The organism is Nonomuraea sp. CA-218870, from assembly GCF_050936535.1.
Classification (GTDB): domain Bacteria; phylum Actinomycetota; class Actinomycetes; order Streptosporangiales; family Streptosporangiaceae; genus Nonomuraea; species Nonomuraea corallina.
This window is the reverse complement of record NZ_JBNJMN010000001.1, coordinates 2,711,435-2,727,458: the sequence shown is the minus strand read 5'-3', so window position 1 is coordinate 2,727,458 and position 16,024 is coordinate 2,711,435. Positions and strand designations below refer to the sequence as shown.

Genomic DNA, 16,024 nt, shown 5'->3' with positions numbered 1-16,024 from the left:
ATCAGGGACAAGTCAGGGTCCCCCCTACCGCACGGGAGCGTGATGAGCCAGGGACCACCCATGAGCAGGGAAGGCGCCGATCACGCGCTGCGCGCCCGGGCCGCCGAGCGCGACCGCATCTCGGGCGACCTGCTCGATCTGGAGTCGCACACGACCTACCAGGTGCTCAGGAGCGCCTCCTTACGCGACGCGACCCGGCGGCGCTGGGATGACGCGCAGGGCGCGCTGGCCACGCTCTGGTCCCTGTACGACGCGTACCGGGGGGTGCTGCGCGACGCGGAGAAGATCAGGGCCGAGCGGTCCCGGCTCGGCGGCGAGCAGCTGGAGGCGCTCACCTCGCTGCTGTCGGGCCGCTCGGTGCTGCTGAAGGCGCCCGCCAGGCCGGTCGAGCAGCGCTCGCTGCTGCCCCCGGTGGAGGAGCGGCTCACGCTCGACGAGACGGTGCTGCGCATGGACGCCGCCTTCCAGCACGCCACCGACGCGCTCACCGAGATCGACGCCGTCTGGTCGGCGCTGCTCCCCCGGGTCGACTCGGCCGCCGCCGCGCTGGCCGGCGCGCGCGAGCTGAGCGGCCGGCTGGGCGAGCCGGTCGACCTGGCCCGCCAGGACGCCGAGCTGGCCCGGCTGCGGGAGGCCGTGCTGGCCGACCCGCTCGGGGCCGGCCACGTCAAGCAGGAGCTGGACGCGCTGGTCCGCGGGCTGGAGCGCGTCCACGCCGACCTGGAGCAGGCGCTGGCGGTCAAGGACGAGTACGGCGCGCGCAGGGAGAACCTGCAGGCCGCGCTCGACGGCGTACGGGCGGCGGAGAGCCAGGCGCGGCTGGCGCACGGCGCCGTCGTCGTCAAGATCGCCCTGCCGCCGCAGGCGCAGCCCAGGAGCGTCGTTCCGGAGCTGGAGGCGGAGCTGGCGGAGCTGGACGTCGCGGCCGGTTCCTGGCTGGAGCGGAGCCGGCGGCTGGCGGCGCTGGAACGGCGGGCCGAGGAGTCCACGGCCAGGGCGACGGCGGCGGCACGGGCGCTGCACGGGCTGCTGGGCAGGCGCGAGGAGTTACGCGGCCTGCTCGGAGCCTGCCAGGCCAAGGCGGCCCGCACCGGCCTGGTCGAGGACCCGGACGTGATGCGGCTGTATGAGCGGGCCCGGCTGCTGCTGTGGAGCGCGCCGTGCGACCTGACGAAGGCGGCCGCGGCCGTCGACCAGTACAAGCGGGCGATCCACGGAGGTGGACGATGACGTCGTGCGCGCAGCCGGGCTGCACGGGCACGATCGACGAGGGGTACTGCGACCTGTGCGGCAGCGCCGCCGCCCCACCGGCCCCGGCGGCCGCCCCGGCGGGCGGATCTGCCGGGGTGTGGACCGGGGGCTCCGGCATGACGCAGCCCTCGTCAGCCACCCGGCCGGTGCGCTCGACCGGCCGCTCCGGCAGGACGGGGCCGTCGAGCAGCGGGCGGTCGCGGGCCGGGGTGCTGGCGGAGCTCGCCGACCTGCCGTCCGTGCCGTACCGCGACCCCACGAGCGCGGTGCTGGCCGACCCGCAGGTGCAGGAGGAGAAGCGGTTCTGCGCCAAGCTCGATTGCGGCAAGCCGGTCGGCCGGTCGGCGCAGGGGCGGCCGGGCCGTACCGAGGGCTTCTGCCCGCACTGCCGTACCCCCTACTCGTTCACCCCCAAGCTGGCCAAGGGCGACCTGGTGGGCGGCCAGTACCGGGTCCTCGGGTGTCTGGCGCACGGCGGCCTCGGCTGGATCTACCTGGCCTCCGACGAGAACCTGGACGGCCGCTGGATGGTGCTCAAGGGCCTGCTCAACACCGCCGACGCCGAGGCGCTCGCGGCGGCGGAGGCCGAGCGGCGCTTCCTGACGATGGTCGACCACCCGAACATCGTGAAGATCTTCAACTTCCAGCGCTCCGGCGGCCTCGGCTACATCGTCATGGAGTACGTCGGCGGCCAGTCGCTGCACGAGCTGCGCCGCCAGGGCCCGCTGCCGCTGCGGGAGACGCTCATGTACGGGCGGGAGATCCTGCGCGCGCTGGCCTACCTGCACGAGAACGGACTGGTCTACTGCGACCTCAAGCCGGCCAACGTGATCCGGGTCGGCAGGCGGCTCAAGCTCATCGACCTGGGCGCCGTGCAGCGTATCGGCTCACCGCCGGGCTCCTCCTGGGTGACGACCGGCTACCACGCGCCGGAGCTGGACACCCAGCCGTCGTCCGTCGCCTCCGACCTCTACACCGTGGCCAGGACGCTGGCCGTGCTGGCCGTTCCCGGCTTCAGCCCCACCCGGGGCGGCGTGGCCGAGCCGCTGCCGGCCGACTGCGGCCACGAGTCGTTCACGCGGCTGCTGCGCCGCGCCACCGACCCGGACCCGGCCGCCAGGTTCGCTTCCGCCCAGGAGATGGAGGAGCAGCTCGTCGGCGTGCTGCGCGAGGTCTGCGCGCTGGAGGACGGCGTGCCGTACCCGGCGCAGTCCGCGCTGTTCGGGCCCGCGCGGGACGCGGCGGGCACGGCGCTGACCGAGGACCCGCAGCGGGTGCTCGGCGCGCTGGACCCGGTGGAGGCCGTGAACTCGCTGCCCGTGCCGCTCGCCGACCCGGCCGACCCGGCGGCCGGGGCGCTGGCCGGGCTGGCCGGCAGCCACCCGCACGAGCTGGCCGCCCAGGTGCGGGCGATGCCGGAGACGCCGGAGACGCGGCTGACGCTGGCCAGGCTGCTGGCCGAGGACGGCCACGCGGACGCCCGGCGCGTGCTCGACGAGCTGGACCGGACGCTGCCCGGCGACTGGCGCGTCACCTGGTACCGCGGCGTGGCGGGACTCGCCGCCGGTGACCTCCGCGCTGCGGTGGAGTCGTTCGACCGGTGCGTGTCGGCGCTGCCGGGCGAGCGGGCGCCCAAGCTCGCGCTCGGGTTCACGCTGGAGCTGGCCGGCCGCGATCCCGTTCCCTGGTACGAGAGCGTGTGGCGGACCGACCACGCCTACGTCAGCGCCGCATTCGGGCTGGCCAGGGCGGGGTGGACGGCGGTGCTCGACGAGGTGCCCGCCTCCTCCAGTCACCGGGTCGCCGCGCAGCTCGCGCTGGTCGCCGCCGCCGCCCGCAAGGACGGGCGGCTGCTGGACCCCGCCGAGCTGACCGCCGCCGGGGAGCGCCTCGGCAGGCTGGCCGACCTCGACCCGCGCCGTCACAAGCAGCTGACGGCCGAGCTCCTGCGCGCCGCGCTCGCCTGGCTGGACGCCAACCAGGCGCGGCCGGGCGCGAAGGTGGCGGACACCCCTCTCACCGAGCGGGGCGTGCGCGGACGGCTGGAGTCGCTCTACCGCGAGCTGGCGGGCGCGGCGCGCACGCGGCGGGAGCGGCACGAGCTGGTCGACCTGGCCAACTCCGTACGGCCCAGGACGTGGCTGTGACGTGCCCGCTGTGCGAGTCGTCCGTGGCCCCGGGCGACTCCTTCTGCGAGTCCTGCGGCCACCCGCTCACCTCCCCCGCCTGCGAGTCCTGCGGGGCCGCCGCCGTGGACGCGGAGGGCTACTGCGAGCGGTGCGGGTTGCGCCAGACCACCGACAGGGACCACGCGGAGACGGTGCTCGACAACGGCGCCGCGGCCGTGACGGACCGCGGCCTGCGCCGGGCCCGCAACGAGGACGCGGTCGCGCTCCTGCCTCTGCGCAGGGCGCCGCTGCCGCGAGCCGCCGCCTCGACCCAGCCGATGCCGGTGACCCCCCCGCCGGACACCGTTCCGAGCCCACGGACCACCTCGCCGGAGACCGGTCCGGCCCGGCCCGGTTCCGCTCCGGACGCGCGGACGGCGCCGGCGGACGCGGGGGTCTTGACGGACCCCGGGGTGGAGGGGCCGACGGTTCCGGCCGGGGCGGCGGCTCCGCCGGGCGCGGGGTCCGGCGCGGTGGGAACGGTCACGGCCGGGACGGTCGCCGTGGTCTGCGACGGGGTGGGGAGTTCGCCCCGGGCCGACGAGGCCGCCGCCGTCGCGGTGACCGCCGCGGCCGCCGCGCTGGCGGACGGCCGCTCGCACGAGGAGGCGTTCGCGCTGGCGGGCGCGGCGGTCGGCAAGCTCGCCGCCTCGCCGGACGACGCCCCCGCCTGTACCTACGTGGCCGCCGTGGTACGACCGGGCGAGATCACGCTCTGCTGGGCCGGTGACACGCGCGCCTACTGGCTCGCCGCCGACGGACGCGGGGAGGGCACGCTGCTCACCGACGACGACGCCGTGCCCACCGGGGAGATCACCGCCTGGCTCGGGGCCGACTTTCCCGACGTCCGTCCCCGCGTGCGCGCGTTCGCCCCGCCGGGACCCGGTCTGCTGCTGGTGTGCAGCGACGGGCTGTGGCGCTATCTCGACGGCTACCGCTTCCCCGCCGAGGGAACCCCGCTGGACCAGGTCCGCCGGCTGCTGCGGCACGCGCTGGACTCCGGCGGCCACGACAACGTGACCATCGCCCTGATCCCTCCAGGAGGCCCGCATGGGTGACCAGCCCACCTTCACCTTGCATATCGACCAGAACAAGTACCTGCCGACGGACGGCCGGCAGGTGCACGCCGTCCTCACGATCGGCTCCTCCGGCGAGGCCGCGGCCCAGACCGCCACCGAGACCGCCGAAGTGATCATCGTGGACACGTCGGGGTCGATGAGCGGCAGCAAGATCCGTGATGCCCGTACGGCCGCGGCCACGGCCGTCGAGACGCTGCGCGACGGCGCGTACTTCGCGGTGATCTCCGGCACCTCCACGGCCAAGGTGATCTACCCCGGCGGCGTCGGGCTGGCCCGCGCCAACCCGGCGACGCGGGCCGAGGCGCAGCGGGCCATCGCCCAGCTGGGCGCCAGGGGCGGCACCGCGATCGGTGAGTGGCTCAAGCTGGCCGGCCACCTGCTGTCGGCACACCCGAACGCGGTCCGGCACGCCCTCCTCATGACCGACGGCCAGAACAACGAGCGCGAGGAGGTCTTCGCGAGCGTACTGGCCGCCTGGAGCGGCAAGTTCGTCTGCGACAGCCTCGGCGTCGGCGCCGACTGGGTGCCCGCCCAGCTCCGCATGGTGTCCGAGGCGCTGCTCGGCACGTTCGAGTTCGTCAGGAACCAGCACGAGCTGGCCGAGTTCTTCCGCCGGATCACCCAGACCACGATGGGCAAGACCGTGCCCGACCTGTCGCTGCGCATATGGGTGCCGCAGGCCGCCAGGCTCACGTTCGTCAAGCAGGTGTCGCCCACGCTGCTCGACCTGACCGGCAAGCGCACCGACGTCAACCCGCTGACCGGCGACTACCCGACCGGCGCGTGGGGGCGGGAGGACCGCGAGTACCACCTGTGCGTCGAGGTCCCGCCGGGCCAGGTCGGGCAGGAGATCAGGGCCGGGTGGGTGAAGCTGGTGCGACCCGACACGCAGGAGGTGCTCGCCTCCGGGAACGTGCTCGCCCAGTGGACCGACGACCTCGCCCAGTCCACCCGCATCAACCCCAAGGTGGCCCACTACGCCGGCCAGGCGGAGCTGCACGAGCTGATCCAGGCCGGGCTGAGCGCCCGCGCGGCCGGGGACGTGGCGGGCGCCACCGCCCGGCTGGCCCAGGCCAGGAAGATCGCCGCCGACTCGGGCCGGGAGGACACCGCGCGGCTGCTGGACAAGGTGGTCGAGATCGACCCTGTCCAGGGCACCGCCCGGCTGGTCAGGAACGTCGACAAGGCCGACGAGATCGAGCTGGACACCGGCTCGGTCCGCACCAGCAGGCTCCGCGGGACGCAGGAGGGCAGCTGATGGCGATCTGCCCGCAGGGCCACGCGTCGGGCAGCGACGACTACTGCGACGTGTGCGGGGCGCTGATCGCCGCGCCCTCGCCCGCCGCCCAGCCGGGGCCCGCGCATCAGCCGTCCGGACCGGCGGCGCCGCACGGGACGTCGCAGACGGCGTCCCAAGGGGCGTCGCAGGGGACGTCGGAGGCGGCGGAGAGCTGCCCGGTCTGCGCGACCCCGCGCGTCGGCCCGTTCTGCGAGCTGTGCGGCCACTCTTTCGCGGCCTCCTCCTCCGCGGGCGGCTCCATCGCGGGCGGCTCCATCGCGGGCGGCTCCTTCACGGGCGGCGCGCCGGGCGCGCGGACGCCGGTGACCGGCGCCCGGTGGGAGGCGGTGGCCGCAGCGGACCGCGCCTACTACGACCGGGTCATCGCCCAGGGAGGCCCGGACGCCGCGGCCATGGCCTTCCCCCCGTACTGCCCGGAACGCTCCTTCCCGCTCGTCGGCGAGCAGGTGCGCATCGGGCGCAGCCGCAGGGGACGTGACCTGGTGCCCGAGATCGATCTCGCCGGGCCGCCGACCGACCCGGGCGTGTCGGGCCTGCACGCGGTGCTGCTCCCCACGCCCGGCGGGTCCTGGACGCTGATCGACCCGGGCTCGGCGAACGGCACCCAGGTCAACGGCAAGCCCGTCACGGTGAACGTGCCGGTCCCGGTGGGCGCGGGCGACCGCATCCATCTCGGCGCGTGGACCGTGATCACGATCAGGGAGGGCACCCCTTGACGGTCACTCCGATCCCGCCCGCGCCGCCCGTCCCGAGCGCCGCCGCCGCGCCGCCGTCCCGGCGCGGCGTGCCCGGTAGGATCCGGGCGCTCACCGCGACGTCGGTCGCGGCGCTCGCGCTGCTGTTCGCCGCCGTCGTCGCCGGGGCCGCCACGGCGGGCGACGGCCTGCGCCTCATCGGCCGTGACGCCGGCCCTCAGGTGGTCGCCACCTCCGGCCTGTACTTCGGGCTGAGCGACATGGACGCGCTGATCGCCGACGTGCTCGCGCTGGGCACCGGCGACCAGACCCAGAAGCCGCAGGCCCTCGCGCGGTACGAGCGACAACGTTCGGCCGCCAACCTGGCGCTGCTGGAGGCGTTCCAGCTGGCCGGCGACGACCAGGCCGAGCGTCGTACCATCCAGTCCGTGCTGGACGGGCTGGGCCGCTACGAGCAACTGGTCGCGCGGGCGCTGCTGCTCGACAGCCAGTCCAGCCACGCCCCCGGGGAGCCGCCCGCCTCGGCCTTGGGCGTCTACCGGGACGCCACCGACCTCATGCGCCAGGAGCTGCTGCCGCAGGCCTACAACCTGACGCTGGAGAGCGGCACCATCGTGCGCCGCACCTACGACGACACCGCAGGGACGCTGCCGCTGCTGATGGCCGCGGTGATCGTGGCCGGGCTGCTCGCGCTCGGGTGCCTGGTGTATCTCCAGGTGTATCTGGCCCGGCGGTTCCGCCGGGTGTTCGGGCTCGCGCTCGTCGGCGCCACCCTGGTGACCGTGGGCGTGACCGTGGCCGGGCTGAACGTGATCCAGCGGGACCTCGACCACCTGCGGACCGCCAAGCTCGAAGGCTTCGACTCGATGGTGCACCTGGCCAGGGCCCGCGCCATCGGCAACAGCATGCAGGGCGACCAGAGCCGCTTCCTGCTGGACGAGGAGCGGGCCGACACCTACGAGCACCGGTTCCTGGACGCGTCGCAGCGGCTGATGTACGTGGAGGCGGGGAGCCTGGTGAAGTACCAGACCGCGGTGCGGAAGGCCGGGGACTTCCGGGGCATGCTGGGCCCCGAGCTCACCGGCGCGACCGCCGAGCCCGCGCTCGACGCCTACCTCCGCTACCAGGAGGCCGACACCCTGATGCGCACCCGGGCGGCCGCCGGCCGCACCGGCGAGGCGGTCGCGATCAGGCTCGGCGAGGTGCGGCAGGCGTTCAAGAAGTACGACGCCGAACTGGTGAAGATCGCCGACCGCAAGCAGAGCGTCTTCGCCTCGGCGGTCGGCCGCGGCGAGCGGGCGCTGGACGAGCTGTGGGCCGTGCTGCCGTTCGCCGCCGGCGGCATCGGCGTGCTGCTCGCCCTGGGCGTGTGGCCACGACTGAGGGAGTACCGTTGAAGCGGCTGATGATCGTGATGCTCGCGGCGGTCGCTCTGGTGGCCGCCGGATGCGGCGCCGGGACGCCGGAGTCCCTGCTCGACAAGGACGAGATCGTCATCGGCGTCCGGCCCGACCTGCCGTCGGTGGGATTCCGCAAGGGCGGCGGGTTCGAGGGCTTCGACGTCGACGTGGCCGCCTACGTCGCCGAGCGGCTCGGCAAGAAACACCGGCTGATCCCGGTGCTGGCCGCCGACCGCGAGGACGCCGTGCTCTCCGGAGAGGCCGACCTGGTGGTGGCCACGTACACGATCAGTGAGGACCGTAAGCAGAAGGTGCTGTTCGCGGGCCCGTACCACATCTCCTACCAGGACATCCTGATCCGCCCGGACGAGAACCGGATCAAGGACGTGCGCGACCTTCGGGGCCGGCGCATCTGTGAGGTGGAGGGCTCGAACGCGGCCCAGCGGGTGGTCGAGGAGCGCGGGGTGGCGGCGGAGGTCAAGCCGTACCCCGACTACCAGGCGTGCATGCTGGCGCTGAAGCAGGACCAGGTCGACGCCATCACCACCAACGACGTCATCCTGGCCGGGCTGGCCAAGCAGGACGGCGGCGGGCTGCGCCTGGCCAACGCCCAGTTCAACGAGCAGCGGACCGGCATCGGCCTGCGCCGTGGAGACGTGGCCGGGTGCGAGGAGGTCAACCGGGCGATCACCGACATGTACCAGGACGGGACCGCCGCCAAGCTGCTGCGCGAGTGGTTCGGCGGCACCGGCCTGGACTTCGACACGGTCGCGGTGCCGCAGTTCGAGGGCTGCTCGTGACACGACGGCGGGCCGGGGAGGCTCCCCGGCCCGCCGTCGGGACCGCACTCAGTCCAGATAGTCGCGCAGCATCTGCGCCCTCGTCGGGTGGCGGAGCTTGGCCAGGGTCTTCGACTCGATCTGCCGGATGCGCTCGCGCGTCACGCCGAACTCCCTGCCCACCTCCTCCAGCGTGCGCGGATGGCCGTCGGCCAGGCCGAAGCGGAGCTGGATGATGCGCTGCTCGCGGTCGGACAAGGTCGCCAGGATGTCGTCGAGCTGGTCCTGCAGCATGATGAACGCCGCCGCCTCCATGGGCACGACCGCGTCGGCGTCCTCGATGAAGTCACCGAGGTCGGAGTCCTCCTCACCGATCGGAGACTGCAGCGACACCGGTTCCTGCGCGATGCGCTGGATCTCCACCACCCGGTCGACGGGGAGGTCCATCTCCTTGGCGATCTCCTCAGGGATCGGCTCGCGGCCGAGGTCCTGGTGGAGCTGCCGCTGCACCCTGACGAGCTTGTTGATCGTCTCCACCATGTGCACGGGGATGCGGATGGTCCGCGCCTGGTCGGCGATCGCCCGGGTGATCGCCTGACGGATCCACCAGGTGGCGTAGGTCGAGAACTTGTAGCCCTTGGTGTAGTCGAACTTCTCCACGGCCCGGATCAGCCCGAGGTTGCCCTCCTGGATCAGGTCCAGGAACAGCATCCCGCGGCCGACGTACCGCTTCGCGATCGACACCACGAGCCGCAGGTTGGCCTCGATGAGGCGCTGCTTGGCCCGCGTGCCCTGCCAGACGAGCTCCCTGAACTCAGGGAAGGCCAGACGCGAGACCCCGTTGCCGAGCTTGTCCTCCGCGAACAGGCCGGCTTCGATCGACTTGGCGAGCTCCACCTCCTCTTCCGCCGTCAGCAGTGGCACACGGCCGATCTCCCGAAGGTAGATACGGACCAGATCACTGGTCGGCGCCCGCTTGCCTACGTCTTCCTCATCGGCGCGGGTGGTCTCCTCGTCGCCCTGGGGCTCGAGGACCTCCACACCGTTCTCGGCGAGCATCCGCACGACGCGTTCGAGCGCGTCGGAGGGAAGCTCGGATCGGTCGAGCGCGGCTGCGACGTCATCGACGGTTACGCTTCCGCGCTCCCTTCCTTTCGCGACGAGGTCCGCCACCTGATCTACGGATGGCGGTCCACTTGACAGCACCGATGCACCCACGGGAGACAGTCTGCAGTATTGGTTCCATAAAATGGCAGACCCATTTTTGTCACCGAAGGTAAGACCATCGCCCTTACCGAATTGAGATCCTATTTAGGTTTAGCCAGAGTTTGATCAGGAAAGTAAAGTCAATTACGTGTTCAGGATTGGTGTGGCCGGCTCCACGCGGAGCCGGCGACGTGGGACAGGCTGCCGGGATGCCGGTTTGCAGGGGCATTACGGGCGTCTGCCACCGGCAGTCCGCACGGCGGACGGGTACGTCCGCCGTTAACTGCCCGCGGCCCGGTCGCGCAGCACCCGGCGCTGCTGCTCCAGCGCCACCAGCTCGCCGAACAGCTTGTTGTATTCCTGCTGCTCCTCGACCGGGTTGAGGCGCTGGATGCGGGACTTGACCTGAGCGATGGCCCGGTCGACCGCGATGGCCTCGATGGCCGCCAGCATCGCCCCCGCGTAGCGCTCCTCGGCATGGGAGTCGGCCTGGATCGGCTCCACCGCGAACCGGGTCACCAGCGCCGCCGCGCCCTCCTCGTGGGCGTGCTCCAGCAGCCGGTCGACCCACGGGCGGCCGCCGTGGCCCGCAGCCGCCAGCCCGCCCGCCGCCGCGATCAGCCGGTGGAGGGTCACATGGTCGGGCGCGGTGAACGCCTGGGCGTCGAGCGCGTCGAAGCGCGGCCCGAGCAGCGCCGGTCGCTGCACGGCCAGCTTGAGCAGCTCGGCCTCCACCCGGACGTGCGGGTCCACCGGCGCCGGCCGGGAGACGCGCCGCGGGCGGCCGGCCTGCGCCCGGCCCACCTCGGCGATGCGGTCCATGACGAACCGCTCGTCCATGAAGCCCAGCCACCGGTCGAGGTCGACGGCGTAGCGCTTGCGCAGCCCGGCGTCCTTGATGCCGGCCACGATCGGCGCCGCCGCGTCGAGCGCCGCGATCTTGCCTTCGTTGCTGCGCAGGTCGTAGCGGTCGATCGTGCTGCGGATGGCGAACTGGAACAGCGGCTCGCGGCTGGCGACCAGGTCGCGCACCGCCGCGTCGCCCTGCTTGACCCGCAGGTCGCACGGGTCGAGCCCGTCGGCCTGGATGGCGACGTAGGTCTGCGTGACGAACTTCTGCTCGTCGGCGAACGCCCGCAGCGCCGCCTTCTGCCCGGCGGCGTCGCCGTCGAAGGTGAAGATCACCTCGCCCCGGAACTCGGCCTGGTCGAGCAGGAACCGGCGCAGGATCTTGATGTGCTCCTCGCCGAACGCGGTGCCGCAGGTGGCCACCGCCGTCGGCACGCCCGCCAGGTGGCAGGCCATCACGTCGGTGTAGCCCTCGACGATCACCGCCTGGGCGCGCTTGGAGATCTCCCGCTTGGCCTGGTCGATGCCGTAGAGCACCTGGCTCTTCTTGTAGAGCGGCGAGTCGGGCGTGTTGAGGTATTTGGGGCCGTCGTCGGAGTCGAGCAGCTTGCGCGCGCCGAACCCGATCACGTCGCCCGTCGCGTCCTTGATCGGCCAGATCAGCCGCCCCCTGAACCGGTCGATCGGCCCGCGCCGCCCCTGCTTGGCCAGCCCGCCCTTGACCAGCTCCTCGGCGCTGAACCCACACGACAGCAGGTGGCGGGTCAGCGCCTCCCACTCGGCCGGCGCGTAACCGACCTGGAACTGCTCCGCGTCGGCCCGCTCGAACCCCCGCTCCGACAGGAACCGCCGCCCCGCACCCGCGTCGGGCCCGAACAGCTTGCCGGCGTAGAACTCCGCGGCCAGCCGGTGGGCCTCGATCAGCCGCGCCCGCTCCCCGTGGTCGCGGCGCGGGACGTAGCCGCCCTGCTCGTACTGCAGCTGGATGCCGGCCCGCTGCGCCAGCCGCTCGACCGCCTCGCCGAAGGTCAGGTGCTCGACCTTCTCGACGAAGGTGATCACATCACCGCCTTCGGAGCAGCCGAAACAGTAGAACATCCCCCGCTCGGGGGTGACGTTGAAGGAGGGGGTCTTCTCGTCGTGGAACGGGCACAACCCCTTGAGGTTGCCGCCGCCCGCGTTGCGCAACTGGATGTGCTCGCCGATCACGTCGGCGATCGGGGAGCGCTCGCGTACGAGCGCGATGTCGACATCACGAATCCGGCCGGCCACGCCGGTGAGTCTATTCGGCTCCCCCGACACTTCCCTCATTGAGAGCGATGTGACCTGCGGGACGCGGGGCGATCATCGAGGTGGAACAGGTGGCGCCCGTTGGCCGGAAGACGTTATGGGACCGCTCCCTGTCGGCTACAAAGGTAAAGGTTGCACTCAGATACGGTGGAGATCATGCGAGCGGGGCGAATCGGCCTGGTGGCGGCGTCGACCGGCGTCGTGCTGCTGGTGGGCGGCTGCAGTCAGCCGGCCGGGATCGCGGGGGTGCGCACGGCGGCCACCCCCGGTCCGAGCTCGCCGACGCCCGCGCCGGCCTCGCAGGGCCCGGCCGAGGCGCCCGACGGCGGCGAGCCGGTGCGGGTGCCGCCGCCGAAGCTGTCCGACCACACCTACACCTTCCCCGTCGAGGACTGTGAGGTGAGCTACCAGCGCAAGCTGCTGGTGCTGCCGAAGACGACGATCTGGGCGCGGCGCGGGTGCGCGTTCGTCGCGCCGGTCGACGGCGTGGTCCACGAGGTCAACACCGCCAACCGGTGGCTGCCGTCCACCGACGTGGGCGCCCACCGCGAGGGCAGGTTCGTGACGATCGTCGGCGACGACGGGGTGCTCTACCTGGGCGGGCACCTCGACAGCGTGGCCGAGGGCGTCAAGCCAGGCGTACGGGTGAAGGGCGGCCGGGTGCTGGGCCGGGTCGGCACCTCGGGCAACGCCCGCGACACCGGGTCCAACCTCTACTTCGCGATCTCCTGGAAGACCGACCCGTCGCTGTGGTGGGTACGGCGCGGCATGGTGGAGCCGTGGGACTATCTCGACGCCTGGAAGACCGGCAACCGCACGCTCTCGCCCCGCAAGGAGACGCTGGCGCTGCGCCGCAAGCTGGGTGAGACGCCGCCGTGCCGGGTGCTGTGCGGGGCGAGGCAGCAGTCGTCCGCGCCGTCCGAGACCCCGACCCCGGCCCCGACGCGGAAGCGGAAGCGGACCCGCGCGACCCCCACACCGGACTTCGCGATCACGCTGTCGCCGACCGAGTCGGTGGGCGTCCTCGGCGGCGCCCCCTGAGGCGTCCCCTGAGGCCCTGAGGCGCCCTCAGGCGTCCCCGGGGCCAGGTGGTCTCCGGTGGGGCGAGCAGCGTGACCGCCGGCGCCAGGTGTCCCGTCCGGTCAGCGTGACAGCCACCGGTGCCAGGCGACGGCGGAGGTGTCGGTCAGCGAGGCGAGTTGGTCGATGACCACCCGCAGGCGGGCCGTGTCGTCGGGCGCGGCCTCGAAGTCCGCCCTGAAGGCCGGCTCCAGCGTCCCGGGGGCGCCGGCGATGACCAGCGAGGCCAGCTCCGTGATGAGCTCGCGCTGCCTGGCCTGGTTGGCGTGGTGGTCCTCGGTGGCCATCACGTAATGGGCGGTGATCCCCTTGAGCAGCGCGCACTCCAGGCGGGTCGCCTCCGGCACGACGAGGCTGGTCCGGTGGCGCGGGCCGTACGACTCCAGGGTGGCCGTCTGGGCGGCGCGGCAGAAGCGGCCGATGAGCCCGCTGGTGAGCGCCTTGAGCCCGGCCAGGTCCGGCAGGGTGGCCGCGAAGCGGCGGGGCCACGGCGGCAGGGCGACGAGCCGGGCGAAGAGCTCCTCCAGCTCCGCGAGGTCGGCGCCGGGCGCGTACCACGTGCGGGCCGTCACGCAGACGGCGGCGCGCTCGGCGGGCGAGCGCAGCGCCTCGGGGACGACGTGGCCGGAGTGCAGCGCGTCCTCCAGGTCGTGCACCGAGTAGGCGACGTCGTCGGCCCAGTCCATGATCTGCGCCTCGAAGCTGACCCGGCCGTCGGGCGCGCCGTCCCTGATCCACCGGAACACGGGCAGATCGTCGTCGTAGACGCCGAACTTGGGCGAGTCGCCTCGGGTCCACGGGTACTTGACGGAGGCGTCCAGCACCGCTCTGGTGAGGTTGAGCCCGGCGCTGCCGCCGTTCTCGCCGATGACCTTGGCCTCCAGCCGGGTGAGCAGCCGCAGGCTCTGCGCGTTGCCCTCGAAGCCGCCGCACGGCTCGGCCAGCTCGGCCAGGGCCACCTCCCCGTTGTGCCCGAACGGCGGGTGGCCCAGGTCGTGCGCGAGGCAGGCGGTCTCCACCAGGTCGGGGTCGACGCCGAGGGTGGCGCCCATCTCGCGGCCGACCTGGGCGCACTCCAGCGAGTGGGTGAGCCGGGTGCGCGGGATGTGCTGGCCCGCGCCGAACGCCTCGGCCGGGCCTACCACCTGCGTCTTCGCGGCCAGCCTGCGCAGCGCGGCGCTGTGGAGCACGCGGGCGCGGTCTCGCTCGAAAGGACTGCGCTCGGGGTTGCCCGGGGGTTCCGGAACCCAGCGCTCCGTGTCGTGCTCGTCGTAGACGGTCATAAGTGCAGTGATTTTATCCGGTTTCCGGTTTTCGCTAGGGTCGATCTACGCCAGCCCTCCTTCCCCGGGAGCCCTCACCCATGACGACAGCGTTCCGGGCCGTCCTCGCCTTCAGCCTGCTCGCCGGCTTCTACGTGCTCGTCGGCGGGTTCGTGGCGGCGGCGGTCGTACTGGACGTGCTGCTGATCATCGAGTTCCGCGCCGGTCTGGTGAAGTTCGCCGTCGTGCTGACGCTCGCCGCCGCGGCGCTCGTACGGGCCCTGATCATGGTGAGCCGCCGGCAGGGCGGCGAGCAGCCGGGCGTGGCCGTCACCAGGGAGCACGAGCCGGTGCTCTGGCAGACCGTGGAGGACCTGGCCCGCCTGGTCCGCACCGCGCCGCCCGACGAGATCCGGCTGGTGCCGGACGTCAACGCGGCGGTCGCCGAGGACACCCGTTTCCTCGGCCTGGTGGCGACCAAGCGCCGCATGTACATCGGGCTGCCGCTGATGCAGACGCTGACGGTCGACGAGATGCGCGCGGTGCTCGGGCACGAACTCGGCCACTACAGCGGCGCGCACACCCGTCTGGGCTCGCCGGTCTACCGTGGCCGGGTGTCGCTGATCGCGACCGTACGCGGCCTGCACCGCCACCCGTTCATCCAGCGGATCTTCACCTGGTACGCCCGGCTCTACCTGCGGGTGTCGCAGGCCGTGTCGCGCAGGCAGGAACTGGAGGCCGACGTGTTCGCGGTGGAGATCGGCGGACGCCAGGCGATGGCGGACGCGCTCCGCAAGATCCACTACACGGCGGCGGCCTGGGAGCTCTACACGGGCGCGTACCTGTCGATGGCGGGGGCGGGCGGCTGCCGGCCCGCGGCCGTGTTCGGCGGCTTCCAGTCGCTGCTGAACGACGCGTCCCGGCAGGCCGAGCTGGCGGAGCTGGCCGAGCGGCCCGAGGAGACGTCCCCGTACGACTCGCACCCGACCCTGGCCGAACGGCTGGCGGCGGTGGAGCGGCTGCCCGAGCCGGGGCACGTGCCCGACCCGCGCTCGGCGCTGACCTTGCTGCGCGACGCCGACGTGGCCGCCGACGCGGTGGAGCAGTCGATGTGGACGCCGCAGGCGCTGGCCGCGCTGCGCCCGGTGTCCTGGGACGAGCTGGTCTCGCGCGGCATGTACGAGGGCCGCAACGCCGAGGCGCTGGTCGACCTGGCGGTGGCGGGCGCCCGGGTGGTGGGGGCCTCCAGGCCGTACCTGGACGCCGCCTTCGAGGCCATCGCCAGAGGGCGGCAGGCGGAGCTGGAGGAGCGGCTGCGCGAACAGGGCTGGGCGGCCGGCGACGGGCTGCTGGCGCGGGTGCTGGGCGCGGCCCTGGAGGGACTGCTGATCCAGCACGGCCAGGCCCGCTGGGCGCTGTCCTGGTCGGGGCCCGCGCGGCTGCTGTACGACGACGGCGAGGAGGTGGCGTTGTCCGAGTACGCCGCCCAGGTGGCCGCCGACCCCGCCGCCGTGGCCGGGCTGCGGGCGTGGCTCGGCGACCTGGGGGTGCGCCACGACTACATTCCGGCCGACGCCGAACAGGCGGCGACCCGGGCCGCCTGACGCGACACGCACCGGACCCCACCGGACGGACCGTCACCGTACGGAGCCCTCACCCCAACGC

Annotated in this window: 12 protein-coding genes; 9 read left to right on the top strand and 3 right to left on the bottom strand. The window is 73.2% G+C overall.

Translation table 11 applies throughout. The features are described 5' to 3' along the window. The first annotated feature begins 60 nt into the window (after nucleotides 1-60). The 7 genes from ACQEUU_RS13360 to ACQEUU_RS13330 are packed head-to-tail and all read left to right on the top strand — an operon-like array spanning nucleotide 61 to nucleotide 8,693. On the top strand, nucleotides 61-1,230 hold the full coding sequence (locus ACQEUU_RS13360) for a hypothetical protein (protein ID WP_433064998.1): 1,170 nt from the start codon (nucleotides 61-63) through the stop codon (nucleotides 1,228-1,230). Further along, a complete protein-coding gene (locus ACQEUU_RS13355; RefSeq protein ID WP_433064996.1) occupies nucleotides 1,227-3,398 on the top strand; it encodes a tetratricopeptide repeat protein in 2,172 nt (723 codons plus the stop codon). Before ACQEUU_RS13360 ends, ACQEUU_RS13355 begins: the two co-directional genes overlap by 4 nt. Then, entirely contained in the window at nucleotides 3,389-4,477 is a 1,089-nt protein-coding gene (locus ACQEUU_RS13350) for a PP2C family serine/threonine-protein phosphatase (protein ID WP_433064993.1), read from the top strand. The genes ACQEUU_RS13355 and ACQEUU_RS13350 overlap by 10 nt, the downstream gene beginning before the upstream one ends. After that, nucleotides 4,470-5,756 carry a VWA domain-containing protein gene (locus tag ACQEUU_RS13345; protein ID WP_433064990.1) on the top strand — a complete coding sequence of 429 codons (1,287 nt, stop codon included), beginning with the start codon at nucleotides 4,470-4,472 and terminating at the stop codon, nucleotides 5,754-5,756. The genes ACQEUU_RS13350 and ACQEUU_RS13345 overlap by 8 nt, the downstream gene beginning before the upstream one ends. After that, nucleotides 5,756-6,514, top strand: coding sequence for an FHA domain-containing protein (locus ACQEUU_RS13340; protein WP_433064988.1), 759 nt, complete (start codon nucleotides 5,756-5,758; stop codon nucleotides 6,512-6,514). Before ACQEUU_RS13345 ends, ACQEUU_RS13340 begins: the two co-directional genes overlap by 1 nt. Next, on the top strand, nucleotides 6,511-7,890 hold the full coding sequence (locus ACQEUU_RS13335) for a hypothetical protein (protein ID WP_433064985.1): 1,380 nt from the start codon (nucleotides 6,511-6,513) through the stop codon (nucleotides 7,888-7,890). Before ACQEUU_RS13340 ends, ACQEUU_RS13335 begins: the two co-directional genes overlap by 4 nt. Next, nucleotides 7,887-8,693 (top strand): transporter substrate-binding domain-containing protein, encoded by an 807-nt coding sequence (locus ACQEUU_RS13330; protein ID WP_433064982.1) that lies wholly within the window; start codon nucleotides 7,887-7,889, stop codon nucleotides 8,691-8,693. Before ACQEUU_RS13335 ends, ACQEUU_RS13330 begins: the two co-directional genes overlap by 4 nt. Before the next feature lie 48 nt (nucleotides 8,694-8,741). Here the strand turns inward: ACQEUU_RS13330 and rpoD are convergent, their stop codons facing one another. Continuing rightward, a complete protein-coding gene (rpoD, locus tag ACQEUU_RS13325) occupies nucleotides 8,742-9,845 on the bottom strand; it encodes an RNA polymerase sigma factor RpoD (RefSeq protein WP_372452512.1) in 1,104 nt (367 codons plus the stop codon). 312 nt (nucleotides 9,846-10,157) lie between these two features. Continuing rightward, nucleotides 10,158-11,999: a DNA primase gene (dnaG, locus tag ACQEUU_RS13320; protein WP_433064978.1), complete on the bottom strand. Its 1,842-nt coding sequence runs from the start codon at nucleotides 11,997-11,999 to the stop codon at nucleotides 10,158-10,160. Nucleotides 12,000-12,173: 174 nt separating this feature from the next. On the opposite strand from dnaG, the gene ACQEUU_RS13315 reads away from it, so the two are divergent. After that, entirely contained in the window at nucleotides 12,174-13,058 is an 885-nt protein-coding gene (locus ACQEUU_RS13315; protein WP_433064976.1) for a peptidoglycan DD-metalloendopeptidase family protein, read from the top strand. 101 nt (nucleotides 13,059-13,159) lie between these two features. On the opposite strand, the gene ACQEUU_RS13310 is transcribed toward ACQEUU_RS13315, so the two are convergent. Continuing rightward, the gene (locus tag ACQEUU_RS13310) at nucleotides 13,160-14,380 is read right to left on the bottom strand and encodes a deoxyguanosinetriphosphate triphosphohydrolase (protein ID WP_433064973.1); all 1,221 of its coding nucleotides are present in this window, start codon (nucleotides 14,378-14,380) and stop codon (nucleotides 13,160-13,162) included. Between the two features lie 80 nt (nucleotides 14,381-14,460). Here ACQEUU_RS13310 and ACQEUU_RS13305 point away from each other — a divergent pair, with 80 nt between their 5' ends. After that, the gene (locus ACQEUU_RS13305; RefSeq protein ID WP_433064970.1) at nucleotides 14,461-15,963 is read left to right on the top strand and encodes a M48 family metallopeptidase; all 1,503 of its coding nucleotides are present in this window, start codon (nucleotides 14,461-14,463) and stop codon (nucleotides 15,961-15,963) included. The last annotated feature ends 61 nt before the right edge of the window (nucleotides 15,964-16,024 follow it).